We start from the raw sequence: 26373 nt of genomic DNA on the forward strand, positions 1-26373 counted from the left end.
TTGTTCATCTTCCTCTCAATGTTCATATTTATTAGATGTTAATAGTCGGATTTGTGATTAAATCCCGCCGCCCTGTTCATGAATAGAGCTGCTCTCATTTTTGACTGCCTTCATCAGACTCAGCGCACCAAGTGAGGCAAGCAGTACACTCATCATGATAAAGATAGAGTAATAGTCTCCTTTTAAGAAAAGGCTCACCAGCAAATACGATAGGCTGAGTGATAAGAAGGGTGACACCACCCACACTTTCAGCATTTTTTTCACAACATGTTTGTGAAAAATGTTTGGCCCGCCTTTTGCCATTCCAAGCCCGATAATAGACGAGGAGGTGATTTGTGTAAGCGGAACAGGCAGCCCAAAAATAGAGCTGACGATGACAAGCCCGGCACCGGTACTCGAAAGTAAAATCCCTTCGCCCGTTTGATAGCGGGTGATTTTCTTTCCGTTTGTTTCTAGTACCCTTCTCCCAAGCAAAAGCGCACCAAGTGCAACAAAGATCCCGCCGTAAAGAGTTCCTTGCCCGACTGACAAAACGCCTGACGCGACAAGCGGACCGACCGCATTTGCGACATTGTTCATACCAGCTGAAAACGCCTCTAGAAATCCGCTGAGGATTAACACGACAGATAAAATAGCTGTGCCTTTTTTAGACAGCTTCCGTTTAGGGAACATTCTGATGATTTTGACGACAGCAAAGGTAAAAAGAAAGGCGAAAATCGGGATGATCACCCAAAATGCCACAATCACTAAAATGGATTTCACAAACAATACTTTATACGCGACGGCCACACCAACCACAGCCCCTACTGTGACCTCACTTGTTGATAAAGGGATCGCCATCAGATTCGCTATGAAAAGTGATAGTGCAGCAGAACCAATGATAATACAAACGATTTCAAGTGTAATGACTGATTCTGGCATAATACCAGAGCTGATCGTTTTGACGACCTCACCGCCGCCAATCACTGAACCTGCTAAAATCCCAACTGCACAAACGCTGAGCGCATAAATGGGCTTTTGAATCGCGCCTGACCCGTACGCAATGCCCATAGAAGCAGCTGCTCCGCTTGCGCCTATGTTTAAAGCAAAGAATAGACTAAATAAAATTGCGGCGATTTCCATACATTATGCTCCCTTACTCATGTAATCCGCACTCTGTCTTTGCTGTGCCTGACCATCTGCCAGAACGCAGATCATCTGCAGTAAATGCTGGTTGTGTACACGGTGCACAGCCGATACTTGGATATCCCTGGTCATGCAGCGGATTATAAGTAAGTTCTTCTCTAGATGCATATCTCCATATGTCCTTCCACGTCCAATGGATAAGCGGACATACTTTCACTGATTTGAATTTTTCATCCTTATTTAAGAAATTCGTCCCTGCTCGTTTTGGTGACTGCTCTCTTCTTAAACCGGAAAGCCAAGCTGGATAACCAGATAGGGCTTCTTGCAAAGGAATGACCTTACGCATATGGCAGCAGCTTTGAGGATTTGTTTTCCATAATTGATCACCGTGCTGCTCATTTTGCTGTTCAACCGTCAGCTCAGGCGTTTTCAGTTCAATGTCTAAACCCGGGTATCTTTCCTTTACTGCATCAATTGTGTCGTATGTTTCTTTAAAATGCAGACCTGTATCTAAAAAGACAATTTTCGCATCTTTTTTTACTTTTGCAATCAGATCAATCAGAACGATGCCCTCAATCCCAAAGCTGCACGCATATACGAGCTGGTCACCATAATGACCGTACGCCCATTTCAGTACAGACAGGGCTCCTTTATACAAATCATCTTCTTGAAATGTAATGGACGGCTCTTGCCAATTTTCATAAGTTAACATGATTTCTCCCCTTCCGGAGTACAGCTCATATTGCTTTTATCCGCACTACTTCAATCTAATTTTTTCGTTCTTTTCCACTTGAATCACTTGACCGTCCTGAACAATTAACGTAATTGAACCGAATTTCATATCCCCAATCAGTTCTTGCATATGCTTTACTAAGTCCTCATCCTGATTTTGTTTCACTTCCATCTCCTCTTCCTCCTCACCGTTAAAATAAAAAAACTTTCTTTCAGTCCGAAAGAAAGATGAGGAAGCTCACGATTTCCTTATCTTTCAAAATAGAATCATTTTGCAGGAAGTAGCACCTTGCGAATCGCAGGTTGCCGGGTTTCATCGGGCCAGTCCCTCCACCTCTCTGGATAAGAGTTTCAATTTGTCTTAAATATTAACACAATTCAAACAAAAGTCAACCCGACTTTATTGATAGGATTAGTTTTTATTAAAATTTGAGTCTTTTTTACTATTTTTACCTAAATAAAAAACTGTGCGGGCAGGCACAGTTTTTGTTAACGATGGGCTTTGACTTTTCAGACCGTTTCTTCCATCCAAGATTCTGAGGAAGGATCTTGTCTCCAGCGTTTTAGTTTGTTCATCGCAGCAGGCTCAATCGCTTTCAGTTCAAGTGCCACGTCTGTCAATGTGTCATAGTCTGTTAGGGTGACATATGGAATATTTTTTTCTTGAAAGGCTGCCGCTGCTTTTGGCAGTCCGTATGTGAAGATCGCGGCAACTCCTAGTACCTCGCAGCCCTCATCTTGAAGAGCAGCGACCACTTCAAGCACACTGCCTCCTGTGGAAATAAGGTCTTCTACGACGACAACCTTTTGGCCTTTTGATACGGCCCCTTCAATTTGATTTCCTTTTCCATGTGCTTTCGGCTTACTTCTGACATAACACATCGGGATGTTCAAGCGGTCTGCTGCTAATGCCGCATGAGGAATGCCTGCTGTTGCAGTACCCGCGACAACCTCTGCTCCCTTGAAATGAGTGAGAATCAAATCTTTTAGACCTTCAGCAATGTCGTGTCTCACTTCTGGAAATGACAATGTCAGGCGGTTATCACAATAGATCGGTGATTTTATACCGCTCGCCCATGTAAACGGTTCGTCTGGTTTTAATGAGACCGCTTTGATTTGTAATAGATGTTTCGCGATTTTTGATTTCATCTGGCAGTCACTCCCACTCTTTCAAAATTTGATGATAGGCTTCTATTGGTTTATCAGCTTTTGTGATTGATCTTCCAACAACGATTTGTGAAACACCTTGCTCTTTTGCATAGGCCGGTGTCGCCACGCGCTGTTGGTCATCAGTTTGATCATTCGGTAAGCGAATTCCTGGCGTTACAGTGAGAAAGGATGGTGAAATATGTTCATGAAGTGCTTTAGATTCATGAACAGAACAAACAACCCCGTCCAGCCCACTTTCATATGCTAATTGTCCGTACCGGATCACAGTCTCTTGCAGCGGACGGTCAATGAGTAATTCATTTCTCATCATGTCTTCTGACGTACTAGTCAGCTGGGTCACTGCAATAATGCCCGGGCGGTTTTGTCCAGCAGGAGTCCCGCTTTCAAGTCCCTCTAACGCAGCCTGCATCATTCGTTTCCCGCCAGCAGCATGCACATTGACCAAATCAACACCAAGTGCAGCAAGCCGGTTCATCGCTTTTTGCACGGTTGTTGGAATATCATGAAGCTTCAGATCAAGGAAAATACGGCAATTTTTTTCTTTTAGTGCGTCAATGATGGCAGGACCTTCTTGGTAAAACAGCTCCATGCCTACCTTCACAAATAATGGTGTCCCTTCAAAAGGGTCTAAAAAGGCAAGCGCGTCCTTCCCTGATGGAAAATCAAGCGCGATGATGGGCAAGTGCTTCATGTTTCCAGCTCCTTCCGATACATTCCTCTACAGATGAATAACCATATGCTGCTAACACATTTGGCAGCTCTTCAATGATTTCCGGGCAAATAAATGGATTCACAAAATTGGCTGTGCCGACAGCTACTGCACTTGCACCTGCTAGTAAAAATTCAAGTACATCTTCAGCACTTTGCACTCCGCCCATCCCGATAATCGGAATAGAAACCGCTTGACTCACCTCGTGTACCATGCGCACAGCGACCGGTTTGACAGCTGGTCCTGATAATCCGCCTGTTTTATTGGCAAGGATGGGTTTCCCCGTTTTTAAATCTAAACGCATACCGATTAATGTGTTAATCATGGTGAGTCCATCCGCTCCAGCAGCTTCAATCGCTTGAGCAATCTCCACAATATTGGCTACGTTAGGTGACAGCTTGACATAGACAGGTACAGAAGAGACTTCCTTGACCGCTTTTGTCAATGACGCCGCCATATTTGGATCTGTACCGAAGGCAATCCCGCCTGTTTTCACATTTGGGCAAGAAATATTCAGTTCAAGGGCATGAACATTTTTTGCTTGGCTGATTTGCTTGGCTACTTCCACATAATCATCAACCTGTGAGCCAGCAACATTCGCAATAATAGGTGTATCAAATTGTTCAAGCCAAGGCAGCTCATTTTCAAGCACGCCTTTTAGACCCGGATTTTGAAGGCCGATTGCATTAAGCATACCAGCTCCTGTCTCGGCTACCCTTGGCGTGGGATTGCCAAATCTCGGTTCAAGGGTTGTGGCTTTGATCATGATACCGCCTAGCAATGATAGGTCATATAAGGATGCAAATTCTCTCCCGAACCCGAAGCAGCCTGATGCAGGGATGATTGGATTTTTTAAAGATAATCCCGGTAACTCAATGTTTAGCATGACAACGCCACCTCCTCTGCTTTAAAAACAGGTCCATCAAGACAGACTTTGACGTAAGGTTTGTCGAGCTGATCGGTATGACAGACACATGCAAAGCACGCACCAATTCCGCAGCCCATTCGTTCTTCCATCGAAATATAGACGGGCTTATCAGGATACGTGTCTTTCAGCGCTTTTAGCATAGGTGTTGGACCGCATGAAAGCAGCACATCAAAGCTCAGGTTTTGCTCTTTTATCACATCTGTTACAAAGCCTTTAGCACCGTATGTGTCATCAACCGTTGCAATAAACGTATCGCCTAGTGCTTGAAATTTCTCCTCGTAAAATACATCCTTTTTCGATTGAAAGCCGAGCACATGCTTCACGATGACGCCTTTTTTCGTTAAACGCTTGGACAGTTCATATAGAGGCGGTACGCCAATTCCGCCGCCGACTAGTAATGCCGTCTCTCCGGGCTGGACGACTGAAGGATCATACCCGTTTCCAAGCGGCCCTAATACATCGACTGATTCTCCCTCCCGCTTTTGGGAGAGGAGCTTTGTGCCCTCTCCCTCTGCGCGGTAAATGATGGTTGCTTCTTTTTGCTCGGCATGAATGTTGGCAATACTGATCGGTCTTCTCAGCAGCGGTGTCATGGATTCACTGACCTTTAGATGAAGGAATTGTCCAGCCGTTTGAAAGGAGTCCACAAGGTCTCCTTTTAATGTCATTTCGTAAATATGATCAGCGATCTCTCGGTTCGAGACGACCGTCAAGTATGCTTTTTTCATATCGTTACTGTCACCTCAGCATTCGTTTTCACTTCTGGCATTTCATCTGCTCTAAATGTCATGCTCTCAAGCACTCTTAAAATGGCTTCTGCTGTATCTAAGGACGTTAAGCAGGCCACTCCGTTTTCAACAGATTCACGTCTAATTCTAAAGCCGTCTCTTGCCGGCTGTTTTCCTTTTGTTAAGGTGTTGATGACAAATTGCGCTTCCCCGTTTCGAATGACATCGAGAAGGTTTTTGCCTTCCTCTCCAATTTTGCCGACCACACTTGATGGAATGGAGGCTTGTTTTAAATAATTCGCCGTTCCTTCTGTCGCTAAAATATGATAGCCGATTGAATGGAATCTTCTTGCGATCTCAAGTCCTTCTTCTTTATCCTTATCAGCCACTGTCAGAAGTACTGTTCCGTCATTAGGAATTTGAATACCTGACGCAATCAATCCTTTATATAGGGCTTTTTCGATCGTGACATCTTTCCCCATGACTTCACCTGTTGATTTCATTTCAGGTCCGAGTGTAATATCGACTCTTCTTAATTTAGCAAAAGAGAAGACTGGGACTTTAACGTACACTCCTTCTTGCTCTGTGTGAAGCCCTTCTTCGTAGCCATAATTTTTGAGCTTGTCGCCTAAGATGACTTTTGTCGCAAGGTTGGCCATCGGGATGCCTGTGATTTTACTTAAGAAAGGAACCGTCCGGCTTGATCGCGGGTTCACTTCAAGTACATACACTTCGCCTTTTGATAGGACAAATTGGATGTTCAAAAGCCCAATAATGTTAAGTCCTTTTGCAAGCTTGATCGTGTATTCTGCGATCTTCGCTTTGATGTCCTCAGACAATGTTTGCGGCGGATAGACTGCAATCGAGTCACCAGAGTGAACTCCGGCTCTTTCAATGTGTTCCATAATGCCTGGTATCACGACCGTTTCGCCATCAGACACGGCATCTACTTCAATTTCTTTTCCTGTCAAATACTTGTCAATTAACACTGGATGTTGCGGATTGACCTTCACCGCATTCTCCATGTAGTGAAGAAGCTCGGCTTCTTGATACACAATTTCCATCGCGCGGCCGCCTAATACATAGGAAGGACGGACAAGGACTGGGTAGCCAATTTGATTGGCAATCGCTACTGCTTCAGGCACAGACGTTGCTGTTTTCCCTTTAGGCTGGGGCACGCCGAGTGTTTCTAACGTTTGTTCAAACTTGTCCCGGTTTTCTGCGCGGTCTAGGTCTTCTAGAGAAGTTCCAAGAATTTTAACCCCTCTATTTGATAATTCATCTGCTAAGTTGATCGCTGTTTGCCCGCCGAACTGAACGACAACTCCTTCAGGCTGTTCAAGGTCGATGATATGCATCACGTCTTCTACAGTGAGTGGTTCAAAGTAGAGCTTATCTGAAATACTAAAGTCTGTTGAGACCGTTTCAGGGTTGTTGTTAATAATGATCGCTTCATAGCCTGCTTGTTTAATTGCCCACACAGAGTGAACGGTCGCATAATCAAATTCAACCCCTTGTCCAATTCGGATGGGACCTGAACCTAATACGATAACGCTTTTCTTGTCTGTACGTTCTGATTCATTTTCATCTTCATACGTGCTGTAGAAATAAGGTGTCTCTGATTCAAATTCTGCCGCACATGTATCCACCATTTTGTATACAGGTACAATGCCTGCTTCTTGTCTTAGCTTGTAGACATCCGCTTCGTTCATATTCCACTCGCGGCTAATGTAGATATCTGAGAAGCCTTTTTCTTTCGCTTCTTTTAATACGTCTGTATTGCCTTTGTTTTCTTTTAATGTCTTCTCAAAGGCGATGATGCCTTCCAGTTTATGAAGGAAGAAGTAATCAATTTTTGAGAATTCGTGTATTTGTTCGACTGTATAGCCTCTTCTAAGCGCCTCAGCGATATAAAATAATCGTTCGTCTCCCGCTTTAATAATCCGTTTTTCAAGCACTTCATTTGTGATGTCTGCTTCATCTTTTAATTCAATGTGATGCACATCGGCTTCAAGTGAACGTACAGCCTTTAGAAGAGACTCTTCTAATGTGCGGCCGATCGCCATGACTTCACCAGTTGCCTTCATTTGCGTACCAAGACGTCTGTTGGCAGATTCAAATTTATCGAACGGCCAGCGCGGTATTTTTGAAACGATATAGTCAAGTGCAGGCTCGAAGGCTGCATAGGTTTTACCTGTGACTGGGTTCATCATTTCATCAAGCGTTAAGCCGACTGCAATTTTCGCTGCCAATTTGGCAATTGGATAGCCTGTCGCTTTTGACGCAAGTGCAGAGGAACGGCTCACACGCGGGTTTACTTCGATGATATAGTATTGAAAACTGTTTGGATCAAGTGCCAGCTGAACGTTACAGCCGCCTTCTATGCCAAGTGCGCGGATCAGCTTAAGCGACACATTGCGAAGCAGCTGATATTCACGATCACTTAACGTTTGGCTTGGCGCTACAACAATACTGTCACCTGTATGGATACCGACAGGGTCAAAGTTTTCCATGTTACAAACAACGATTGCATGGTCACCGCTGTCTCGCATGACTTCATATTCAATTTCTTTAAAGCCTGCAATGCTTTTTTCAAGTAAGCATTGTGTAACTGGGCTTAGCTTCAGGCCGTTTTCAACGATTTCCTTCAGTTCTTGCTCGTTTGTACAAATTCCGCCGCCCGTTCCACCTAATGTATAGGCTGGTCTGACGATGACAGGGAAACCGATTTGATCCGTAAACGCCATTGCTTCTTCCAGGTTATGAATGATTTCACTTTCTGGTACAGGCTCATTTAGTTCATTCATCAAATTACGGAATAAATCTCTATCCTCTGCTTTTTGGATGGCTGACAGCTTTGTACCGAGTACTTCAACGCCGCATTCAGCTAATACACCAAGGTCTGACAATTCAACAGCAAGGTTTAATCCAGTTTGCCCGCCAAGTGTTGGCAAGATCGCATCAGGGCGTTCTTTTCGAATGATTCGTGTTAAAAATTCTGGTGTCAGTGGTTCGATGTATACCTTGTCGGCCATTTCTGTATCTGTCATGATGGTAGCAGGGTTAGAGTTCACAAGAACGACTTCATAGCCCTCTTCTTTTAGTGCTAAGCAAGCCTGTGTGCCTGCATAGTCAAACTCCGCTGCCTGACCGATGATGATAGGACCTGATCCGATTACTAAAATCTTTTTGATGTCTACGCGTTTTGGCATACTTCTTCCCCTTCTTTCTCAGTCGTATGAATCATTTCCATGAACTGGTCAAATAAGTAGTTTGCATCTTCTGGACCCGGTGATGCTTCTGGGTGGTACTGAACAGTGAATGCTGGTGCTTCTTTATGTTTTAATCCTTCAATCGTATTGTCGTTTAAGGCAATATGTGTGACTTCGAGCACGTCTTCGTTAATCTTGCTAACCGTGTAGCCATGGTTTTGAGACGTGAGTGTCACCTTGCCAGTTGCTAGTTCTTTTACTGGATGGTTAGACCCTCTGTGACCAAATTTCATTTTTTCTGTGCTTGCACCGCACGCTAGAGCAAATAACTGATGTCCGAGGCAAATGCCAAAGAGCGGCACCTTTCCAATCAATTGTTGAATCATCTCAACGGCTTCTGGTACATCCACAGGATCTCCAGGTCCGTTTGAAAGCATGATGCCATCAGGCTTTAGCTGCAGCACTTCATCTGCAGTGATGTTGTATGGCACCACAATAACGTCGCAATCACGTTTATTGAGCTCGCGCAAAATGCCGTGCTTCATGCCGAAATCGACAAGAACAATTCTTTTCCCTCTGCCTGGGCTTGGGTACGCATTTTTCACAGATACTTGGCTCACCTGATCAGTTGGCAGCTGCAATGTTTGAAGGCGGCGGACAACGTCTTCCACTTGTTCTTCAGGTCCTGCAAACGCCCCTCTTAAAGTCCCTGCACTTCGAATCATTCTAGTCAGCTTCCGTGTATCGATTCCGCTCAGCCCCGGAATGTTTTTCATTTTTAAATATTCATCGAGTGAGTATGAAGAGCGCCAGTTTGAGGGCTTTTCACAAAGCTCTTTCACAATCAGCCCTTTCACAAACGGTGTGATCGATTCAAAATCATCACGGTTAATGCCGTAGTTGCCGATAAGCGGGTAAGTGAGTGTGACAATTTGTCCGCAGTATGATGGATCAGATAAAATTTCTTGATAGCCCGTCATCCCTGTATTAAAGACGACTTCTCCGACTGATGGTTCTAAGCTGCCAAAGCCTGTTCCTTCGAATACTGTTCCGTTTTCTAGCACTAAGCGTCTCTTCATTTTACTAGTCTCCCCTCTTCATAAACGACTTTCCCAGATGCAAGTGTCATGACCGGCCATCCTGATACAGTCAATTTGTCAAACGGTGTATTTTGTCCTTTTGATAAGAAGCTTGTTTTATCGATTGCCATTTCTTTGTTTAAATCAATGAGTGTAATATCAGCTATGTGTCCTTCTTCAAGCTTTCCGTATGGAAGGGAAAAGGCTTCTGCTGGTTTGATTGTCATATAATCAACGAGTTCTTTTAATGTCCATTCGCCTGTTTTGACAAATCGTGTATACAGAAGCGGGAACGCTGTTTCAAGTCCCACAATTCCAAACGGGGCACGCTGCATGGTTTCGTTCTTTTCTTCTTCTGTATGCGGCGCATGGTCTGTGGCGATGAAATCAATCGTTCCATCTAACAGTCCCTCGATCAATGCCTCGCGATCCTCTTTCCCTCTGAGCGGCGGGTTCATTTTATAGTTTGTATCAAGACCTGGAATGTCCGTATCACACAACAGCAGGTGATGCGGTGACACCTCAGCCGTCACACGGATGCCTGCTTTTTTTGCATCGCGTACGACCCGTACAGATTCTTTCGTACTGATATGACATACATGATAATGACAGTTCGCTGCTTCTGCTAAAAGAACATCTCTTGCAATATGCACCGATTCACAAATGGACGGTATACCGTTTAACCCATTTGCTTTTGAAAATTCTCCTTCATGAACGCACCCGCCGTAAATGAGCGAGTTATCTTCACAGTGCGCCACAATCGCTTGATCAAGACTTGCTGCCTGTTTCATCGCTTCGTACATCATGCCTGCTGTTTGGATGCCGACACCGTCATCTGTAAAAGCAAAGGCGCCTGCTTCTTTTAGTGCTGCAAAATCCGTCATCTCTTCCCCAATTTGTCTCGTTGTGATGGAGGCGTATGGCAGTACTCTCACAGATGAAGTTTCTTCGATTCGATTCATGAGCCATTCCATTTGCTCTTTTGTATCTGGAACCGGTCTTGTATTTGGCATCGCTGCAATCGTCGTATATCCGCCTCTTGCGGCTGCTTTAGAGCCTGTTTCAATCGTTTCCTTTTTCTCTCCGCCTGGCTCTCTTAAATGCACATGCAGATCGATCAAGCCTGGTGACACAAATAGCCCTGCTGCATCAATAACCTCTTCTCCGTCTTCTCTTTCTAGGTGACCAATCGCTTGAATCACTTTTCCTTTTACCCTAATATCCTGCTGCACTCTTTCACCTGTGCTTGTTAAGATAAAACCGTTTTTAATGAGATATGACATAGACAGAATCTCTCCCTTTTTGATGTAGTGTGCTATTTTGAAAAGCTCTTTTTAATACGGCCATTCGGATATAAACACCATTTTCCATTTGCTTGAAAATCCTTGACTGCTTGGACTCTACTAAAGAATCATCTATTTCAACACCTCTGTTTACTGGTGCTGGATGCATAATAATCGCGCGTTCTTTCATTTTGTTTGCTCTGTCTACTGTTAATCCATAAGTTGATAAGTAATCTTCACTGCCCATTTTTTCAGCGTGCCGTTCATGCTGGATTCTGAGCAGCATCACCACATCAGATAGTGCGATGGCTTCATCTACTTGGACGTACGTTCCGTGAGGGTTTTGTTCATCCTGGAAGGAAGCAGGTCCTGAAAAGAGGACTGTCGCTCCCAGCCTTGAGAGAACCTCAGCATTTGACCTTGCTACCCTGCTATGTTTGATGTCTCCATGAATCGAAATCGTTAAGCCTTCAAAGCCGCCAAACTCTTCAAAAATGGTCATGAGGTCAAGCAGTGATTGGGTTGGATGCTGTCCGCAGCCATCACCTGCATTGATGATGGGAATTCCAACCTTCCCGATCAGCTCGTTATAATATTCATCGGTGCTGTCTCTGATCACACATGCCTTTACTCCGATCGATTCCAGTGTTTTTACCGTATCGTAAAGTGTTTCGCCCTTTTGAACGGAGGTGCTTGCTGCATCTAAGCTCAGGACATTCATCCCTAATTTCTTCTCTGCTACTTCGAAGCTAAAACGTGTTCTTGTGCTTGGTTCAAAGAAGAGGTTTGCCACAAATTCTCCGGCTAATCCATGTTCTTGTTTCCCCTTTTTGAGTGCAGCTGCTTCTTCAATCAGCTGTAAAATCTCTTCTTTTGATAAGCTGCTCATTGTCGATAAATCATTCATTTTTTCTTCCCCCTCTAGTTTTTCATCACTTTCAGGTTCAAAAAAACCCTAAGCCTCGGCAGCTTAGGGTTCTCCAAAAGAAGCAGCGGCACTTTCGTGCATTCTGCTCCATTTAGAACCCTTGTCAGCCTCACTGGACTTCTTTTAAAAGGTTTTCTGTATTTGATTCATTTGACTCGTCATCTTCCGCTTTTTGATGCGGCAGGATCAGGTTTAACAGGACACCCGTAATCGCAGCAAGTGCCATTCCAGATAGAGTGAGATTGATTTGTTTCACCTCAATGAATGCCCCTCCAATTCCGATGACTAGGATGACTGATGCGATAATGAGATTACGCTTTTCTTCAAAATTCACTTTATGATCAATCAGGATTCTCAGGCCGCTTGAGGCAATGATTCCAAAGAGCAGGAACGAAACGCCTCCCATCACCGCGGACGGCACTGTACTGATTAATGCTGAAATTTTCCCTACAAAACCGAAGCAGATCGCAAACACGGCTGCTCCGCCGATGACGAAGATACTGAACACTCTTGTGATGGCAAGTACGCCAATGTTCTCTCCATAAGTTGTTGTTGGTGGTCCACCAATAAGTGAAGCGAAGATGGTCGCCGCACTGTCTCCTAAAATGGAGCGGTGAAGACCAGGTTTTTTAATAAAATCTTGTCCTACGACCTTACTTAACACCACCTGGTGGCCAATATGCTCAGACATTGTGACAAAGGCAACCGGCACCATCACTGTGAGAATGCTTAAAGTCACAGCAGGTGTATAGTCGACAAATGGCACGACGAAGTCTGGGACAGCAAACCATTTTGCGTCAATGACCGGCTGGAAGTTCACAATGCCTTGTGTTAAGGCAAAGAGATAGCCGCTGATAATGCCGATTAAAACTGGGATTAAGCTAAGGAATCCTCTTAGGAAAATCATACTGATAATCGTGACAGCCAGTGTGAAGCCAGCGACCATTAAGTGCTTGAGGCTGTAAACAAGCTCGGTTGCATTCGGATCAACATACATCGCCATGTTGACTGCTGTTCCAGCGAGTCCGAGTCCGATGACCATAATGACTGGTCCTACGACGACCGGCGGCAGAAGCTTCATCAGCCAGCCTGTTCCGAGCCATTTAATGAACAGGGCAATGAGCGCATAAGCGACACCCGCCATGAAGGCACCAACCATTGCGGCTCCGGGGCCGCCCGTTGCTTTCACATTCAGTATGGGGGCGATGAAGGCAAAGGACGATCCAAGATACGCCGGAATTTGTCCTCTTGTGATGATTAAGTAAACAATCGTTCCCACACCGCTTGAGATGAGCGCGACGGCTGGACTCATATCAATGATTTTTGGTACAAGAATGGTTGCACCAAACATCGCAAACAAATGCTGCAGGCTAAGTGATAGCCATGTGAATGGTTTTGGGATATCTCGAATGCCTAAATTGGCTTTTTGCTGACTCATGATTTTCCTCCTAGATGTGTCCTTTTTCATTAAAAAAGCCTCTTTGCGAGTATGCGCAAAGAGGCCTAGAAAAACCAGACACGTCATGTTAGCCGTGTGCTCGGTGTCTCTGTTATTGCCCTCTTTGCAAACTCTCTGGAATGCATTTAAAAAGGTTATTTTTCGTATATAGCGACAAGGTCGTTTTGATCTACTTCATTCAGTTGAACCATAACGGTCTCTGCTTTTGATGTCGGAATGTTTTTCCCGATATAATCCGCTCGAATTGGCAGCTCCCGGTGTCCCCGGTCGACGAGCACAGCCAGCTGAATGGAAGATGGTCTTCCTACATCCACAAGGGCATCCATAGCTGCTCTGACGGTTCTGCCTGTAAACAGGACATCGTCAACGACAATGAGTGTTTTGTCATTAATGTCAGCTGGGATGTCTGCTCCCTTTACAAGCGGGTCTTGATTGTCTGTCTTCTTTGTCAGGTCATCACGGTATAGCGTAATATCAAGTTCACCCACAGTGACTGGATTTCCTTCAATTTGCTCGATGCGCTCTGCAAGGCGCTTTGCAAGATGTATGCCTCTTGTCTTGATCCCGGCAAGGATGACATCCTTCATCCCTTTGTTGCGCTCAATCATTTCATGTGCAATTCGGGTAAGCGCTCGTCTGATCGCTTGTTCATCAAGAATGACTGCTTTTTGTTCCATCTTTTACACCTCTTTTTGACAAATAAAAAGCCCCTTCTGCAAAGGGCAGAGAGGGGCGTTCATTTGTGCATACTCGTGCACAAATTGATCCGTTATCCTTCTCAGCCTCTCTGGACTGTTTTAAAGAATCTCAATTTCTTCGTTTATTATTTCAAAAAAAGAACGGCCTGTCAATCGTTATTTCTTAATGAATCGATAAAGCCCCTCATATCAGCTGGAATTGGTGCTGTGAATTCGATATATTCTCCTGTTCTAGGATGATCAAATCCTAAAACACCAGCATGCAGAAGCTGTCCATTAAAATCGACTGTTTTTCTCGGCCCATATTTCGGATCTCCTGCAAGAGGGTAGCCGATATATTTCATATGAACACGAATTTGGTGTGTTCTTCCTGTTTCCAGACGGCACTCGACAACCGTGAAGTCTTTAAAGCGTTCAATCACATCAAAGTGAGTGACGGCCTGTTTTGCATTTTCTTTTGTGACCGTCATGCTTTGGCGGTCTTTTTTGTCTCTGCCAATTGGTGCATCAATTGTGCCTGTATCATGCTGGATAATACCGTGGACAACAGCCGTATACTTTCTTGTGACAGTTTTAGCCACCAGCTGATTGACGAGTGACTCATGTGCGATATCGTTTTTTGCAACCATTAACAGCCCAGACGTATCTTTATCAATTCGGTGGACAATTCCAGGACGCATCACACCGTTAATCCCTGATAAATCGGTACAATGTGCCATCAGACCATTTACAAGTGTACCTGACACATGACCTGGGGCTGGATGAACGACCATTCCTCGAGGCTTATTTACGACTAACACATCTGCATCCTCATAATAAATATCAAGATCCATTGGTTCTGCTTCTACATCTAGCGCTTCCGGATCTGGAATCTCCACTTTGATTTGATCCCCAGCTTGTACTTTGTAATTGGCCTTTACTTGTTTCCCGTTTACTTCGATCAGCCCATCTTTAACCCATTGCTGGACTTGGGTTCTTGACCATTCTGGTTCTGTTGTGCTTAGAAATTTATCTAGCCGTTCACTCGTTTGTTCTTCTGAAACGGCAATATTTACTTGATTCATGTAGTTGACTCCTTATTTTTCTTTCCATCTAACAGCATTTGAATGAAGAGCAGAATAACCCCTACACAGAGAGAAGAATCTGCAATATTAAAGATTGGGTAGTGATAATCCCCAAATACGAAATGAGCAAAATCAACCACTTCCTGACGGAAAATACGGTCGATAAAGTTTCCGATCGCTCCGCCAAGCATTAAGGCCAGCGCTACTCCAAGCAGCTTGTCCTTTTGTCCATGTTTTTGTAAGTAATAAACAATTCCCGCAATAACAACGAGTGTGATCACATAGAAAAACCACATTTGCCCTTGGAGAATTCCCCATGCGGCTCCTGAATTTCGGTGAGACGTGATATAAAAGAATCCATCAATAACTGGAACAGAATCTCCGAGCATCATATTTTTGACAATGAGCCATTTTGTTAATTGGTCTAAACAAATGATAACGAATGCGATTATGTAATAGAACACACACGTTCCTCCATCTTCATACTTTGATCTTTAAGCATTTTATCAAGAAAACAGGAAGGAGTAAAGAAACTTTAGTTGACAGACAAAAACCTCCCTACATGTGGAAGGCTTCAAAATGAGAATCATTTGATTCGGAAGGATAAGGAGTGAATGCTTTTTTCTCGTATTGCTTATGATATAAAAAGTCGTCAGCCGTGCGGGCGGTAGGAAGAATGCTCATTTGTTCAAGCGGAATCATATTACCTGTCGCCTCACATATGCCATAGGTCCCTTGTTCGATCTTTGCAATAGCGAGAGACACATCTTGCAGCTCTTCTTTGATGTGATAAAGAAGTGTGGTCGTTTTAACGTCATTCAACGAGACATGCTCAGCGGGTGAACGAAATGATGCGTATTCAAACAGTTTAGATTGCAGCTCTTCTTTGATTTGAAGGAGTTCCGTGTAAATCGTCTCTAGATCGCCATTCATGTCGCTATTTCAACTCCTGCCCTGTCGTGATAATCATATTGTTGCCCTGCCTGGTTACTTTAAAGCCATAAGATTTTTCCTTTCGTTCTAAACGCTGTCATTTTCTCAAAAAAGAAAACGCCCCGCATATGACGGGGCGCCAGCTTGTGATATCGCACTGTTAATTTTGGTAATATTTCTCCACGATTTCAGCATTTTTCAGCGACAATGTTGGGTATTTCGGATTTGCACCAACATCTTTTGAAATAATGCGGGAACGTTCGCACAGTTCTCCTTCTGCTTTTTGAACCACAATTCTTCCTGATGTATATTCAGGCGCCGATGTATCTGCATGCTGCTTATCCTCGACCGTTAATTCAGAGATGATAAAGAGCTGCTTCACATCTTCTTTAATGGATGCAAGAAGGTTTTTCACTTCGTCTGTCGCATAAAGCGTCACACTTGCTTCAAGTGAACGACCGATGACTTTCTCATTACGCGCAATCTCCAGCGCTTTTAGCACATCGTCACGTACCTCCATAAAGCGGTCAAACTTCGCTTCTGTCGCTTCAGCTTGAGGAACTGCCACACCTTCTGGCATATCTGTTAACTGAACACTTGGCTCTTCAACAAAGCTTAAGTGGCTCCATAATTCATCTGCTGTATGCGGAAGAATTGGTGCAGTCAGCTTCACTAATGCCATTAATGTTTCGTAGAAGACAGTCTGCATGCTGCGGCGGTCTGGATGATCTGCATGCTCAATGTAGACGACATCCTTTGCAAAATCGAGATAGAAAGAGCTGAGCTCAATTGTACAGAAATTGTGAATCGCATGATAGACGACCGCAAATTCGTAATCATCATAAGCTTTTTTCACTTTATCAATCAATTTGTTTAATTTGATCAAGATGTATTGATCCACTTCGCGAAGCTCTTCTACTGGCACGGCATTTACTGCTGGATCAAAGTCAAATAGGTTTCCATGCAGGAAGCGGAAGGTGTTACGGATTTTACGATAGACTTCTGCTACTTGTTTCAAAATATCATCAGACACTGGATGATCGGCTTGATAGTTGACAGAAGATACCCAAAGTCTAAGAATTTCTGCACCGAGCTGCTTCGCAACCTTCGTTGGGTCAATCGTGTTGCCTAATGATTTACTCATCTTACGTCCTTCTTTATCAAGCGTAAAGCCGTGGCTTAGGACACCTTTATACGGTGCTTTTCCAGTGACAGCAACAGCTGTTGATAAAGAGGAGTTAAACCAGCCGCGATATTGGTCAGAGCCTTCAAGGTAAAGATCTGCCGGACGGACTAGGTCATCTCTTTCTTCTAAAACGGCTTGGTGAGAAGAACCGGAATCAAACCATACATCCATGATGTCCTGCTCTTTAGTGAATTCACCATTCGGGCTGCCTGGATGTGTAAAGCCTTCTGGCAATAGCTCTTTCGCTTCTTTTTCAAACCAAATATTCGAGCCATGCTCTCTAAATAATTGAGATACATGCTGGATGGTTTCGTCTGTGATGATCGGCTCACCATTTTCTGCATAAAACACCGGAATTGGAACGCCCCATACACGCTGTCTTGAAATGCACCAGTCACCTCTGTCACGCACCATATTGAACAGGCGTGTTTCACCCCATGCTGGAACCCATTTCGTTTCTTTAATATTGTCTAATAACGCTTCTCTAAAATCTTTAATGGATGCAAACCACTGAGCTGTCGCACGATAAATCGTTGGTTTTTTCGTTCTCCAGTCATGCGGATAGGAGTGCGTGATAAAGTCGAGCTTCTTCAGCGCGCCTTTTGCTTCAAGCTGTTCTGTGATGGCTTTATTGGCATCCTCGTAGAATAGTCCTTCAAAACCAGGTGCCTCATCTGTCATCACACCTTTTTCATCTACTGGACAGAGCACATCAAGACCGTATTTCGTACCGACAATAAAGTCATCTTCCCCGTGGCCTGGTGCCGTGTGAACACAGCCTGTTCCCGCATCCGTTGTCACGTGATCACCAAGCATCACAAGAGAATCTCTACCATAGATTGGATGCTCTGCAACGATGTTGTCTAATTCTTTTCCTTTTAGCGTTTTCACGACTTCATACTCTTCAAAGCCGAGTGTTTTTGCCACTTGTTCAACCAGTTCAGATGCTACGACATATCGCTCAGCACCGACTTGAAGAACACTGTACTCTAAGTTTGGATGAACACAAATGCCAAGGTTTGCCGGAAGCGTCCAAGGTGTTGTTGTCCAGATAATGAATTGTTCGCCGTTTTCAAGAACGCCTTTGCCATCTTTTACTTTAAACGAAACGTAAATCGATGGTGAACGTTTGTCTTTATATTCAATTTCCGCTTCAGCAAGAGCTGATTCACTTGAAGGAGACCAGTTAACTGGCTTTAATCCTTTATAGATATAGCCTCTCTTCGCCATTTCACCAAAGACAAGAATTTGCTGCGCTTCATATTCAGGCTTTAATGTGACATATGGATTGTCCCAGTCTGCTCTGACGCCTAAGCGTTTAAACTGGCTGCGCTGACCTTCAATTTGCTTCCAAGCATACTCCTCGCATAGTTTGCGGAATTCTGCTGTAGACATTTCTTTGCGTTTTACTTTTTTATTTTTAGTAAGAGCTGTTTCAATTGGCAGCCCGTGTGTATCCCAGCCTGGTACGTACGGAGCATGGTACCCGTTCATTGATTTAAAACGGACGATAAAATCTTTTAGGATTTTATTGAGTGCATGCCCCATATGAATGTCACCATTCGCATATGGAGGCCCATCATGCAAAATAAACGTTGGGCGTCCTTTTGTCCGCTCTAAAACCATTTGATAGATGTCTTTCTCTGCCCACTCCTCTTGGATTTCAGGCTCTTTGTTCGGCAAGTTCCCTCTCATTGGGAATTCTGTTTTCGGCATTAATAAGGTGTCTTTGTAGTTCATACCCATTCCTCCACATGCAAATTCTGATTAAAAAACAATAAAAAAAGCCCTCTCATCCCATAAGGGACGAGAAGGCTTGTCTCGCGGTACCACCCTTTTAGACAAGCGCTATTTAAGCAGCCGCTTATCCACTCTAAAATCGTAACGTGATCAGACGCCTTTTCTTACTGTTTTTTTCAGAAAAGGAACTAAAGGGGTGATCTCATTGCAGCGTCTCGTAATGTCAGGCTTCCACCATCCCTGATTCGCTTAATTACGCATGTGACAGCTGCGAGTGTCCCTTTCAAACGTTTATCTCTTGTTAATTTATGATGGTATTATATGCAACATGAGCACGTCATGTCAAGATGATGCGCTTATTCTTTTTCGTCAAAGACAGCGTCCACTTCATATTCCAGTAAATGATCCCAATCGTCATTTTTCAGAAGATCAAGCTGCGCTTCGATGAGCATTTGGAAACGAGTTCTAAAGACCTTCGATTGTTTCTTCAGTTCTTCGATTTCCATTGCAATCTTTCTTGATTTTGACAGCGCTTCGTTGATAATACGGTCTGCATTTTTCTCTGCTTCACGAATAATCAATTTTGCTTCTTTATCAGAATGACGCTTAACGTCTTCTGCTGCTTCCTGCGCCACAAGAATCGATTTGTTTAATGTTTCTTCAATTGTGGCAAAATGACCTAGTCTTTCGTCAAGCTCGTTTACTTTGTCTTCAAGCTCGTTCTTTTTACGGAGTACGATCTCGTAGTCTTTACGTACTTGGCTTAAAAACTCGTTTACTTCGTCTTCGTCATAGCCGCGAAAGCTTTTTGTGAACGTTTTATTATGAATATCATTAGGTGTTAATGGCAACCTCGCCACCTCCAGATTCAAGTTCGTTATGTCATAAGCTCAAATGTTACTTTGAATTTATCTTTTTTGGTCTTCCCATCAATCGTTTTGAGGCTAAAGCGGCCAAATCCCCTTACAGAGAGCTGATCGCCTTCACCGATTGTAAAGGAAGGGTCCTCAGTGACTTTCCAATTGACTTTGACAAGTCCATTTTTGACTAAAAGCTGTGCTTTTTGCCGAGACTGACGGCTGACAGCAGCACATACAGCATCAAGCCGAAGTGAAGAAATGGTATCTTCTTTGATATCAGTCTTCGTCATCACTGGCTTTATTTCTGCCTGCGTGATTTCCTCTAATGAAACGGATGCTCTGCCGACATGTGTCAGCTGCGCCCGCACAAAATCAGCGACATCACTTGTACAAATAAACTGCACATCTTCCTCTGAAAATAATAGATCTCCGAATTTTTGACGCTTCAAGCCTGTCCCAATCAATGAGCCGAGAAGCTTCGGGTGTTCTAAGGAAATAAACTTTTTCGCATAGTTCACCTGAAAATATGACAGCTCAACATCTTCAATAGAAGGTTCTAAATAATCAGGATAAATGAGAGCTCTTTTGCGCTCCGCTCCCTCATACCCGCCAAAAAACATGATCCCAAGTTCTTCAGCATGCTGGATGACGGACTCGGTAATAAATTGCTCACGCGGATCAAGGAAGTCTGTTAATTTCATTCGATATTGGTCGAGTGCGATTTTTTTCCAGCCTAACACTTGGTCGACAAATGGCTGTTCGTCTTTTCTAAAATGCTGATAGATATCGCTCATTTTGTTCCCCTCTTATGTAAAAGAGCCTGGCAGTGCCAAGCCCGGCAGCCTGTTTACATGAAGCGCACAATCATATTGTAAAGACCAGTTAGTCCATATGATGATGCAAAACGAATCACAAGCAATGCCACAATCGGCGAGATGTCAATCATACCGATTGGCGGAATAATTTTACGAAATGGTTCTAAATACGGTTCGCAAATATTTGTCAGAAAACGGCCAAACACAGTTTCTCTTGCAGATGGCACCCATGACATAAAGATGTAAATAATAATCGCGAATGAGTAAATCGTTAATACCGTTCCTAAAATATTAAAAATGAAATTTAGAATCACTATGATTTACCACCTCTGAGGTTCTTCCTCTGTCAATAGCTCTGATATTGTGCCAGATACATCTACATTATCAGGTGTGCAGAGGAATATATTCGAGCCAATACGCTGGATATCTCCACCGATTGCATAAACGGTTCCGCTTAAGAAGTCAATGATTCGCTTTGCTTGATCATGCTGAATGCGCTGCAAATTCACGACGACTGCACGTCTGTTTTTAATATGGTCTGCAATCTCCTGCGCTTCTGCATAAACACGCGGCTCACTTAACACCACTTTAGAGGATTTCTGCACGCTTTGCAAGCTGACAACATTTTGTTTTCCTGTCTGCGGGCGCTCTTGAAATGCTGCTTTGTCCTTCGTTCCTTTTTCTTCTTGAACGGGTTCTCTTTCTTCATCAATATATTCGTACTCATACTCTTCATCGTCGAGAGTGAAAAAGCTTTTAAACTTATTTTTTATGCTCATGTCACGCACCTCCTGTTTCATTTCCAACAAGTGAAGAGCCAATCCGAACGAATGTCGCACCTTCTTCAATTGCGATTTCAAAATCATTTGACATGCCCATCGATAAATGCTGACAAGGTGCATTTACTTGGTTAAGATGTTTTACTTCTTCTTGAAGGTTTTTTAATGCTTTAAAACAGTTGCGAATCACAGTGTGATCCTCTGTAAATGGAGCCATCGTCATCAGTCCTGCAATTTCAATCTGTTTGAAATCAGCGAGCTGCTTCACAAATGGAATGACGTCTTCACTTTTCAAGCCGTGTTTTGACTCCTCAAGTGATGTGTTCACTTGTACAAAACAGCGAACTGTGTGATCCGCTCTTTTTTCAATTTCATTCGCAAGAGACATTCTGTCGAGCGAATGTAAGTAGTCAATTGTCTGAATGACAGATTTCACTTTTCGTGTTTGTAAACTGCCGATAAAGTGCCAGTTAATGTTTTCATCGGTTATGGCCGCCTGCTTTTCAAGTAACCCTTGGTCTCGATTTTCACCAAAGTGCACAATCCCTGCTTCCTTGGCTTCTAGTGCTCGTTCAATCGAGACATACTTTGTCACAGCGACGACTGATACATCTGCTGGTTGTCTACCGGCTCTTTTACATGCTTCGTTTATTTGTTCATTTATTTGTCTGAGATTCTCTCGTACATTCAATTGCACTTATGCCTCCTTAAACCCGACAAAAGACATCATACGTCCTGTTTTCCCTTGATCACGCCGGTGTGAGAAGAAAAGCTGATCATTGCAGCTTGTGCACATCGAACTGACATGTATGTTTTCTTCTTTTATTCCTGCATGAAGCAATACGTTTTTGTTTAGTGTTTTCAAATCAATTTTATATTGTCCTTGTGAAATCTCGGAATACACATCCTCTGTTGAAAAAGGAAGCTGTTTCACTTGATCCATGACGACGTCATCGACTATGTAGCAGCAGCTGCCAATGGATGGTCCAATGACGACTTGAATCTGATCGACCTTGGCACCTTCTTGGCTGACCCATACATCAACCATCTTTGCACCAATTTGCTTGACGGTTCCTTTCCAGCCGGCATGAGCCGTTCCAATTAATCCGTTTTGCGGAGCTAGAAAATAAAGCGGAACACAATCAGCGAAACAAAGAGCGAGCATCATGTTCGTCTCAGACGTATATAAACCGTCTGTACCTGGCAGTGCCTCATCATAATGAAGACTTCCTCTTCCTCTTTGCTCCTTGGTGACTTTCAGGATGCGATCCTCGTGTGTTTGGTCTGCAAACACCCAATCAGAGAGCGGCACAGCAGCAGCATCTGCTATGACTTGACGATTCATTTGAACACTAGAAGCATCATCTCCTACATGGAGTCCAGTGTTCAATGATTGATATGGAGTAAGGCTGAAGCCGCCATTTTTTGTTGTAAACCCGGACAATACCTCTTTACCAGAACATGTCATGTTCGTCCAATCATGAATGGTCATTGCATATGGTGATTTCTGCTGAAAGGGGTCATATTTGTGTGTCAAAGCTGCCTCCCACCTTTCATTCATCTCTCTTTATTTCGCTCCTATTTTACCACAAGACATACATAGACAGTTAGTGGGATTCATTAAATATTACACTCAAATGTGCCCTTTCTGCAGGTTTTTTTTCAAATTGATATGAAAACGTAATCTTTTTACCCGAAAAAGACATTGTTTGCTAAGAATGAAGAGTTTATTTTAAGGAAAAATTGAATGATTCATTGAGGAGTTATACGAATTAAGAAGACAAGCGGACAAGTATCACATCTTCGCCAATTTTTACTATATTTCGCCATGGGACAATCATTTCCTCTTCTTTTCCGAAAAATCCCATCATTTTACCTGTGCCGCCAATAATAATCGCTTGGATTTTGCCGCTTGTGACATTAATATCAATGTCCCCAATGGTACCTAGTTTTTTCCCGCTGGATACATCGACGACATCCTTGATTTGGAATTCAGAAATGCTGATCATCTGTCCTTCCCCGCCTTTCGTTTTCTACTATAATATGTATGATGGAAAAGCAGGGACGCAGACCAATAGTTTCTTTTATCTACAATTTACTTAAATGCGGACGGCCATTTCTCCACATGACATCTACCGGACATTCAAAAAAAGAAGAAAGCAGGCCGCTTGTCATCATCTCTTTTGTTTCTCCTTGATCAAAAACAGATCCATTTTTTAATAATAAGGTATGCTGAAAAACAGGCAGAATCTCCTCTGCATGATGGGTCGTATAGAGCAAAGTAGGCGCATCAGGCTTTGCTGCAATCAATGAGATGGTCTCCAGCACTTGCTCTCTTGCTAGAAAATCAAGACCAGTCACAGGTTCATCTAAAATCAAGAGATGCGGATCATTCATTAAAGCTCTCGCAATCAAGACTTTTTGCTTCTCTCCCTGTGAGAGTGTTTCATAAGTTCTGTTGGCATATTTGAATGAACCAAATGCTTTTAATAGATCAATGGCTTTCTCTCTCATTTCATCTGTCGGGGTTTCATAAAGCCCGATAGAAGCAAATGCGCCGCTCAGCACAATTTCAAAAGCATTGTCGTCTCTGTGCAATTTCTTTTCAAGTCCTGCTGAGATGAGTCCAATTTTCCTCCTGAGCTTTTCACCAAGAGCCTCCTTGCCAAAGACATGTCCCAGCACTGTCATCTCGCCTGACGTGGGGAAATAATAAGAGCAGAGCATATTTAATAATGCGGTTTTCCCCGCACCATTTAAACCGTAAAGTACCCAGTGTTCCTGCTTGTTCACCTGCCAGTCAATAGACTCAAGCAGCCATTTCCCATTTCGTTTTAATGAAACATTCTTCAATTCAAGTGACACGATAACTTCCTCCTGAGTAAAAATTCTGAATATACAAATAATGAATGTTTACAGCATATCGCAAATGCTCTTTCTGGTAAACCTCATGTAAAAAAGCTGCTCCTTTTTAGGAACAGCTTTTTTTATGGTTACGAAATTTCAATTCGTACGCCTTCTTTTATATCAGGAAACGTGTGCGGGGATGCAAATACAGCTCCTGGTAATACATCATCAAACGGCTCTTGGAAGTAGATCGAAATATGGCCGAGCTCTTTAAAGTTGTCATTTGCTTTATTGCCGAGGGCTGTGATCGTGTACGTTTGATCGCCCACTTGAATGGTTCCGCCCAGCTTCAGCGGCTCTTCTTCTAGATGTTCGAACTCATGAATGACAGACATATCTCTTAATTCCTGCGGCGCTGCGGGTCCAAATAATACAATCAGCTTATCTTCTTTAAATTGCGGGACTAAGATCCCAATTTCTTTTACGACAGATTGTGTTACCATGTATCTCGATTCCTCCTTTAATACGTTTAATACATACCGAAGCTAGCAACGTATGCGATCACAACAGATAGAACCCCTGTAATGAGACGGCTATACAAAACAGCTGGTACCCCATATTGTACCGTTTCCGGCTTCGCTTCACCAAGTGACAGCCCCACTGGAATAAAATCACACCCTACTTGACCGTTGATGGCAAATAGTGCAGGAAGTGCAAATTGAGGCGGAATGTTTCCTAGTGCGATTTGACTACCAATCAGAACGCCGATAACTTGGGCAATGACTGCTCCAGGTCCTAAGACTGGTGATAGGAACGGCAATGTACAGACCACTACGAGCAGTAAGAGCCCCCAAAGAGATCCTGCCAAAGGTGATAGAAAATGGGCAATCAGGTCACCAATTTTTGTATAATTGATAATTCCAATTAACATACTGACAAATGCCATGAATGGAATAATGTTTTTCAAAAGCATATCAACCGAATCACGGCCAGCCTGGTAGAACGTACCGGTGACTTTCCCAATTCCACGCGAGAATCTCATCAGAAAATTGCCTTTTTCCTGCCGCTCGATATTTTCCTCTTTCAGCTTTGCATACGTCTCTTTGAAATTCTCTTTGTCAATCGACTCACTGTTTTCCTGACCTTCTGCTTTTGCCTCACCATCAGATGCTTCTGCATAGGAAATATCTTTTTCTGTTACGCCTGATACGAAGATATCTTCTGTAATATGTTTAGCAAGCGGTCCAGAAGGAGAGGATGCCAAAACGTCTACAGTAGGAATGCGTTTCATTGGATAAAGTCCGATTCGCGCTGTTCCTCCGCAGTCAATGACAACACACATCATTTCATCTTCTGGTATGGAGTTTTTAAAGCCGTCACATGCTTCTGTCCCTGTCATTTCTGCAATTTTACGTGCAACTGGGTGAATGCCTCCACCTGTAATGGAAACAACCTTTCTTCTTTTACCAGTTGGTTCAAGCTCTAAGCCTTCTCCCCATCCGCCAGCACCTTTTGCAACAAATACTTTGTGGTTTGTCATGTCTAACCCTCCCCTATTGTGAATTCGCTTTCATTTTTCCTGCTAAATATTTTGTAATCCATTCAGTAATAATTCCGCGTAGTAAAATGACGACGATCCCGACTAAGAAGTAACGAACAGCAAGCTCTGACATTGAATATCCAGCTTCTTTAATCCCGTTCGCAATTCCTAAGTAGACAAATAGTTCTCCTGCGTTGGCATACGGGAAAAGTGATGTCACCGGATGAACAAATGAAACAGCTGAATCATAGAATGCTGGTTTTTGTTTTTCAGGTAAGAAGCGGCCAAACGTATAAGCCATTGGGTTTGTCAAAATAAGAACGGATAAGATCGGCATTAACGTGTAGCGCAAAATGGTATACTTCGCTGCAAACTGAATGGCTCTATTCACTCGCTCTTCTCCAATAAATTTCATGACAGCATAAGTGAAAGTAAGTAACACAACAAGCGTTGGAACGATACCTGTAACAAGACCCATGAATTGCTTTCCGCCGGCTTCAAACATTCCGATAAAGTGCTCTCCAAACCATTGAATCCATTCCATGTTTCATCTCCCCT

The 26373-nt window shown here is 43.4% G+C and carries 28 protein-coding genes, 1 riboswitch and 1 other annotated feature; all 28 genes read right to left on the bottom strand.

Annotation, left to right across the window (positions count from 1 at the left end):
• Nucleotides 1-57 precede the first annotated feature (57 nt).
• Nucleotides 58-1122 (bottom strand): sulfate permease, encoded by a 1065-nt coding sequence (gene cysP, locus AC3WTB_RS01835; protein ID WP_047202130.1) that lies wholly within the window; start codon nt 1120-1122, stop codon nt 58-60.
• A 13-nt stretch (nt 1123-1135) separates the two neighbouring features.
• Complete coding sequence (locus tag AC3WTB_RS01840; protein ID WP_039178411.1) at nt 1136-1837, bottom strand: phosphoadenylyl-sulfate reductase; 702 nt, start codon at nt 1835-1837, stop codon at nt 1136-1138.
• Between the two features lie 45 nt (nt 1838-1882).
• Nucleotides 1883-1987, bottom strand: coding sequence for a DUF2292 domain-containing protein (locus AC3WTB_RS01845; protein WP_369810469.1), 105 nt, complete (start codon nt 1985-1987; stop codon nt 1883-1885).
• Between the two features lie 116 nt (nt 1988-2103).
• Nucleotides 2104-2206, bottom strand: a riboswitch (SAM riboswitch).
• Between the two features lie 161 nt (nt 2207-2367).
• Nucleotides 2368-3006 carry an orotate phosphoribosyltransferase gene (gene pyrE / locus AC3WTB_RS01850; protein ID WP_058837731.1) on the bottom strand — a complete coding sequence of 213 codons (639 nt, stop codon included), beginning with the start codon at nt 3004-3006 and terminating at the stop codon, nt 2368-2370.
• A gap of 7 nt (nt 3007-3013) precedes the next feature.
• The gene (gene pyrF / locus AC3WTB_RS01855; RefSeq protein ID WP_144494969.1) at nt 3014-3718 is read right to left on the bottom strand and encodes an orotidine-5'-phosphate decarboxylase; all 705 of its coding nucleotides are present in this window, start codon (nt 3716-3718) and stop codon (nt 3014-3016) included.
• Nucleotides 3690-4622 (bottom strand): dihydroorotate dehydrogenase, encoded by a 933-nt coding sequence (locus AC3WTB_RS01860; RefSeq protein ID WP_492333242.1) that lies wholly within the window; start codon nt 4620-4622, stop codon nt 3690-3692. The genes pyrF and AC3WTB_RS01860 overlap by 29 nt, the downstream gene beginning before the upstream one ends.
• Nucleotides 4616-5392 (bottom strand): dihydroorotate dehydrogenase electron transfer subunit, encoded by a 777-nt coding sequence (locus tag AC3WTB_RS01865; RefSeq protein ID WP_268464660.1) that lies wholly within the window; start codon nt 5390-5392, stop codon nt 4616-4618. The genes AC3WTB_RS01860 and AC3WTB_RS01865 overlap by 7 nt, the downstream gene beginning before the upstream one ends.
• The gene (carB, locus tag AC3WTB_RS01870) at nt 5389-8604 is read right to left on the bottom strand and encodes a carbamoyl-phosphate synthase (glutamine-hydrolyzing) large subunit (RefSeq protein WP_126681787.1); all 3216 of its coding nucleotides are present in this window, start codon (nt 8602-8604) and stop codon (nt 5389-5391) included. Before carB ends, AC3WTB_RS01865 begins: the two co-directional genes overlap by 4 nt.
• Entirely contained in the window at nt 8589-9683 is a 1095-nt protein-coding gene (locus tag AC3WTB_RS01875; protein WP_058837736.1) for a carbamoyl phosphate synthase small subunit, read from the bottom strand. The genes carB and AC3WTB_RS01875 overlap by 16 nt, the downstream gene beginning before the upstream one ends.
• On the bottom strand, nt 9680-10966 hold the full coding sequence (gene pyrC / locus AC3WTB_RS01880) for a dihydroorotase (protein WP_024424231.1): 1287 nt from the start codon (nt 10964-10966) through the stop codon (nt 9680-9682). Before pyrC ends, AC3WTB_RS01875 begins: the two co-directional genes overlap by 4 nt.
• Nucleotides 10950-11873, bottom strand: a complete 924-nt coding sequence (locus AC3WTB_RS01885; RefSeq protein WP_039178391.1) for an aspartate carbamoyltransferase catalytic subunit — start codon at nt 11871-11873, stop codon at nt 10950-10952. The genes pyrC and AC3WTB_RS01885 overlap by 17 nt, the downstream gene beginning before the upstream one ends.
• 130 nt (nt 11874-12003) lie before the next feature.
• A complete protein-coding gene (locus AC3WTB_RS01890) occupies nt 12004-13332 on the bottom strand; it encodes a solute carrier family 23 protein (RefSeq protein ID WP_039178389.1) in 1329 nt (442 codons plus the stop codon).
• A gap of 155 nt (nt 13333-13487) precedes the next feature.
• Entirely contained in the window at nt 13488-14030 is a 543-nt protein-coding gene (gene pyrR / locus AC3WTB_RS01895; protein ID WP_024424234.1) for a bifunctional pyr operon transcriptional regulator/uracil phosphoribosyltransferase PyrR, read from the bottom strand.
• 170 nt (nt 14031-14200) lie between these two features.
• The gene (locus tag AC3WTB_RS01900; protein ID WP_039178386.1) at nt 14201-15115 is read right to left on the bottom strand and encodes an RluA family pseudouridine synthase; all 915 of its coding nucleotides are present in this window, start codon (nt 15113-15115) and stop codon (nt 14201-14203) included.
• Entirely contained in the window at nt 15112-15579 is a 468-nt protein-coding gene (lspA, locus tag AC3WTB_RS01905) for a signal peptidase II (protein WP_024424236.1), read from the bottom strand. The genes AC3WTB_RS01900 and lspA overlap by 4 nt, the downstream gene beginning before the upstream one ends.
• Nucleotides 15580-15673: 94 nt before the next feature.
• On the bottom strand, nt 15674-16048 hold the full coding sequence (locus AC3WTB_RS01910) for a TraR/DksA family transcriptional regulator (protein ID WP_039178384.1): 375 nt from the start codon (nt 16046-16048) through the stop codon (nt 15674-15676).
• Between the two features lie 160 nt (nt 16049-16208).
• Nucleotides 16209-18974 carry an isoleucine--tRNA ligase gene (gene ileS / locus AC3WTB_RS01915; RefSeq protein ID WP_126681784.1) on the bottom strand — a complete coding sequence of 922 codons (2766 nt, stop codon included), beginning with the start codon at nt 18972-18974 and terminating at the stop codon, nt 16209-16211.
• Nucleotides 18975-19033: 59 nt separating this feature from the next.
• Nucleotides 19034-19271: a binding site (T-box leader), on the bottom strand.
• A gap of 59 nt (nt 19272-19330) precedes the next feature.
• Nucleotides 19331-19825, bottom strand: coding sequence for a DivIVA domain-containing protein (locus tag AC3WTB_RS01920; RefSeq protein WP_008344947.1), 495 nt, complete (start codon nt 19823-19825; stop codon nt 19331-19333).
• 26 nt (nt 19826-19851) lie between these two features.
• Nucleotides 19852-20628, bottom strand: a complete 777-nt coding sequence (locus AC3WTB_RS01925; protein ID WP_039178378.1) for a YlmH family RNA-binding protein — start codon at nt 20626-20628, stop codon at nt 19852-19854.
• Nucleotides 20629-20681: 53 nt separating this feature from the next.
• Nucleotides 20682-20963: a YggT family protein gene (locus AC3WTB_RS01930; protein ID WP_024424240.1), complete on the bottom strand. Its 282-nt coding sequence runs from the start codon at nt 20961-20963 to the stop codon at nt 20682-20684.
• Between the two features lie 6 nt (nt 20964-20969).
• Entirely contained in the window at nt 20970-21428 is a 459-nt protein-coding gene (gene sepF, locus AC3WTB_RS01935; protein ID WP_003212271.1) for a cell division protein SepF, read from the bottom strand.
• Nucleotide 21429: 1 nt separating this feature from the next.
• Nucleotides 21430-22119, bottom strand: coding sequence for a YggS family pyridoxal phosphate-dependent enzyme (locus AC3WTB_RS01940; protein WP_039183105.1), 690 nt, complete (start codon nt 22117-22119; stop codon nt 21430-21432).
• 6 nt (nt 22120-22125) lie between these two features.
• Nucleotides 22126-22989 (bottom strand): peptidoglycan editing factor PgeF, encoded by an 864-nt coding sequence (pgeF, locus tag AC3WTB_RS01945; protein WP_372555907.1) that lies wholly within the window; start codon nt 22987-22989, stop codon nt 22126-22128.
• Nucleotides 22990-23200: 211 nt separating this feature from the next.
• Complete coding sequence (locus AC3WTB_RS01950; RefSeq protein WP_008344958.1) at nt 23201-23437, bottom strand: YlmC/YmxH family sporulation protein; 237 nt, start codon at nt 23435-23437, stop codon at nt 23201-23203.
• Between the two features lie 79 nt (nt 23438-23516).
• A complete protein-coding gene (locus AC3WTB_RS01955) occupies nt 23517-24293 on the bottom strand; it encodes an ABC transporter ATP-binding protein (RefSeq protein ID WP_492333243.1) in 777 nt (258 codons plus the stop codon).
• A 128-nt stretch (nt 24294-24421) separates the two neighbouring features.
• Nucleotides 24422-24778 carry a PTS glucitol/sorbitol transporter subunit IIA gene (locus AC3WTB_RS01960; protein WP_007499733.1) on the bottom strand — a complete coding sequence of 119 codons (357 nt, stop codon included), beginning with the start codon at nt 24776-24778 and terminating at the stop codon, nt 24422-24424.
• Nucleotides 24779-24804: 26 nt separating this feature from the next.
• Nucleotides 24805-25815, bottom strand: a complete 1011-nt coding sequence (gene srlE / locus AC3WTB_RS01965; RefSeq protein ID WP_024426936.1) for a PTS glucitol/sorbitol transporter subunit IIB — start codon at nt 25813-25815, stop codon at nt 24805-24807.
• A 13-nt stretch (nt 25816-25828) separates the two neighbouring features.
• Nucleotides 25829-26359 carry a PTS glucitol/sorbitol transporter subunit IIC gene (srlA, locus tag AC3WTB_RS01970; protein WP_003210918.1) on the bottom strand — a complete coding sequence of 177 codons (531 nt, stop codon included), beginning with the start codon at nt 26357-26359 and terminating at the stop codon, nt 25829-25831.
• Nucleotides 26360-26373 lie beyond the last annotated feature (14 nt).

The sequence above is a fragment of the Bacillus sp. EB106-04-04-XG123 genome, assembly GCF_058791855.1.

What these genes read in the sequence shown, in the direction of transcription:
- AC3WTB_RS01875 (WP_058837736.1), bottom strand. Translation starts at nt 9,683, where the DNA reads ATGAAGAGACGCTTAGTGCTAGAAAACGGAACAGTATTCGAAGGAACA.
- AC3WTB_RS01865 (WP_268464660.1), bottom strand. Translation starts at nt 5,392, where the DNA reads ATGAAAAAAGCATACTTGACGGTCGTCTCGAACCGAGAGATCGCTGAT.
- ileS (WP_126681784.1), bottom strand. Translation starts at nt 18,974, where the DNA reads ATGAACTACAAAGACACCTTATTAATGCCGAAAACAGAATTCCCAATG.
- AC3WTB_RS01960 (WP_007499733.1), bottom strand. Translation starts at nt 24,778, where the DNA reads ATGGTAACACAATCTGTCGTAAAAGAAATTGGGATCTTAGTCCCGCAA.
- AC3WTB_RS01860 (WP_492333242.1), bottom strand. Translation starts at nt 4,622, where the DNA reads ATGCTAAACATTGAGTTACCGGGATTATCTTTAAAAAATCCAATCATC.
- carB (WP_126681787.1), bottom strand. Translation starts at nt 8,604, where the DNA reads ATGCCAAAACGCGTAGACATCAAAAAGATTTTAGTAATCGGATCAGGT.
- AC3WTB_RS01845 (WP_369810469.1), bottom strand. Translation starts at nt 1,987, where the DNA reads ATGCAAGAACTGATTGGGGATATGAAATTCGGTTCAATTACGTTAATT.
- AC3WTB_RS01885 (WP_039178391.1), bottom strand. Translation starts at nt 11,873, where the DNA reads ATGAATGATTTATCGACAATGAGCAGCTTATCAAAAGAAGAGATTTTA.
- sepF (WP_003212271.1), bottom strand. Translation starts at nt 21,428, where the DNA reads ATGAGCATAAAAAATAAGTTTAAAAGCTTTTTCACTCTCGACGATGAA.
- AC3WTB_RS01910 (WP_039178384.1), bottom strand. Translation starts at nt 16,048, where the DNA reads ATGAATGGCGATCTAGAGACGATTTACACGGAACTCCTTCAAATCAAA.
- pgeF (WP_372555907.1), bottom strand. Translation starts at nt 22,989, where the DNA reads ATGAATGAAAGGTGGGAGGCAGCTTTGACACACAAATATGACCCCTTT.
- pyrC (WP_024424231.1), bottom strand. Translation starts at nt 10,966, where the DNA reads ATGTCATATCTCATTAAAAACGGTTTTATCTTAACAAGCACAGGTGAA.
- pyrR (WP_024424234.1), bottom strand. Translation starts at nt 14,030, where the DNA reads ATGGAACAAAAAGCAGTCATTCTTGATGAACAAGCGATCAGACGAGCG.
- cysP (WP_047202130.1), bottom strand. Translation starts at nt 1,122, where the DNA reads ATGGAAATCGCCGCAATTTTATTTAGTCTATTCTTTGCTTTAAACATA.
- AC3WTB_RS01950 (WP_008344958.1), bottom strand. Translation starts at nt 23,437, where the DNA reads ATGATCAGCATTTCTGAATTCCAAATCAAGGATGTCGTCGATGTATCC.
- AC3WTB_RS01925 (WP_039178378.1), bottom strand. Translation starts at nt 20,628, where the DNA reads ATGAGCGATATCTATCAGCATTTTAGAAAAGACGAACAGCCATTTGTC.
- pyrE (WP_058837731.1), bottom strand. Translation starts at nt 3,006, where the DNA reads ATGAAATCAAAAATCGCGAAACATCTATTACAAATCAAAGCGGTCTCA.
- srlA (WP_003210918.1), bottom strand. Translation starts at nt 26,359, where the DNA reads ATGGAATGGATTCAATGGTTTGGAGAGCACTTTATCGGAATGTTTGAA.
- AC3WTB_RS01900 (WP_039178386.1), bottom strand. Translation starts at nt 15,115, where the DNA reads ATGAATCAAGTAAATATTGCCGTTTCAGAAGAACAAACGAGTGAACGG.
- AC3WTB_RS01890 (WP_039178389.1), bottom strand. Translation starts at nt 13,332, where the DNA reads ATGAGTCAGCAAAAAGCCAATTTAGGCATTCGAGATATCCCAAAACCA.
- AC3WTB_RS01840 (WP_039178411.1), bottom strand. Translation starts at nt 1,837, where the DNA reads ATGTTAACTTATGAAAATTGGCAAGAGCCGTCCATTACATTTCAAGAA.
- pyrF (WP_144494969.1), bottom strand. Translation starts at nt 3,718, where the DNA reads ATGAAGCACTTGCCCATCATCGCGCTTGATTTTCCATCAGGGAAGGAC.
- srlE (WP_024426936.1), bottom strand. Translation starts at nt 25,815, where the DNA reads ATGACAAACCACAAAGTATTTGTTGCAAAAGGTGCTGGCGGATGGGGA.